The organism is Acidovorax sp. K2F, from assembly GCF_025246485.1.
In the GTDB taxonomy this organism is placed as follows: domain Bacteria; phylum Pseudomonadota; class Gammaproteobacteria; order Burkholderiales; family Burkholderiaceae_C; genus Acidovorax; species Acidovorax delafieldii.
Window position 1 is genome coordinate 1 of sequence record NZ_JAOBSQ010000090.1, and the last position, 1,575, is coordinate 1,575.

The 1,575-nt window shown below is 52.3% G+C and carries 2 protein-coding genes; both read left to right on the plus strand.

What is annotated here, in order from left to right; all coding sequences use genetic code 11:
- The coding region (locus N4G42_RS25330; protein WP_260669159.1) for a hypothetical protein at positions 1-595 on the plus strand (595 nt) is incomplete at its 5' end.
- 115 nt (positions 596-710) lie between these two features.
- On the plus strand, positions 711-1,160 hold the full coding sequence (locus N4G42_RS25335; RefSeq protein WP_137749096.1) for an HAD domain-containing protein: 450 nt from the start codon (positions 711-713) through the stop codon (positions 1,158-1,160).
- The last annotated feature ends 415 nt before the right edge of the window (positions 1,161-1,575 follow it).

The following is a 1,575-nucleotide window of genomic DNA, read 5'->3' on the forward strand; positions in this document are numbered from 1 at the left end:
GCATGAGCAGTGGAATCCGAGGACTGGAACGGTCTACGCTCAGTTTTCTTCCGATTTGGCCCTGCTCTTGCCAGAGATGAGCGAGCAAGAACTGTTAGATTTGAGAAGAATTTCGGAGCGATTCAGTCCTTCGATCTTCGACACTGCAATGAAGCGTTCACCTCGACCTCAGTTTCATTCAGTGATTGAGATACCAGACTTCACCTCTCAACATGTTCACAAAACACTGTTGACGATCGCGACCGATGAGGCTTTTCTGAGGGCTGACCGAATGCAGGCTTGGGCGTTAGCTCTAGCGACAGCAACGTTGCTTTTGCACGCACGGGTCAGACTAGTTGAGATCTCACAACCCCCATGCCGTATCTTTGCACCCGAACTGAGCTACCTACTGGCACTAACGAACCTTCTGTTTCGCGCAGACTTTGAACTTGATGGAACTACGGAGGAACTGGAGAGAGTGAGTCAGCTGGGCCGATTTCCATGGACGGCTTTTTCTCTTGACAGACTTTTCGAGGCACGAGTGGTTTATGAGCAGCAGATGTTGCTTCACGGCGTCGCACTGAGGTCAATAGAAAAAATCATCGATGGCGAATGAGCGTGCAAGATGTCCATCGCGTCACAAGAAGCAACACCTATTGAGGTTACGCAACTTCGCATATGCACTTATGTTGGTGTGCTCGAAACTGATCTCGTGCTAAAGGCCGTTCCAAATGAGAACAATCTTTCTGGACTTTGACGGCGTCTTGCATCCGGAACACTGCCACGAGTCTCGACATTTCTGCTGCCTACCAGTCTTCGAACAAGTGCTGCGCCGGACTCCCGAGTGGGAAGTTGTGATCACTAGCACCTGGCGTTTTCAAGTTCCACTCGACGATCTGCGCGCACGGTTCTCACCCGACCTTATACATCGCATCGTCGGCGTAACAGCAAAATTCAGCCAATTGGAGAACGTTCCAGAGTCGCTGCAGGCCTTTGAACGGGAAGCTGAATGCAACGCATGGCTACGCGCCAATGAGAGAGTTGTGTTTCCGTGGTTGGCTATTGACGACCGTTCATGGCTGTACCGTCCGTTCAATCGATTCTTGTTCCTCGTTGACGGCAAGACGGGTATGACCGCAGCTAATGCCGAGGCGCTGATTGAAAAGCTGCGCAGCCTTTAGTACTGCCAATTCAGCTGAGCTGGCACAGCCTGTCTACGTCAAACCTTGTGAAAACCAGTGACGGATGTCGTCATAGTCCTGGTGCCCCCGCAGAATGCGCCACCGCAGCGTAGTGGTGAATCTTTGTGTTCAGGTACGGCACATTGGTTGGTTGCCCCGCCCTGCATGAGTTGGCACAAAAGAGCAGCCGTAGCACCGTTCCGGCGCAAGCACACTAGTTCCCAATCAGTCGACACATTCCCCAATGGCGTTCCGTAACAGCCTGCGAATCAACAGGTTGGATTGGGAAATCTCTGGAATCAACCCCAAACCACCCCAATGACGCAGCTGGCGCACCATGCTTTTGCTTCCACACAAACTTGCCCCTTGTAGCGGCGGAACACAGCGTTTGAACCTCTACTGGGTGGTCAGCTTG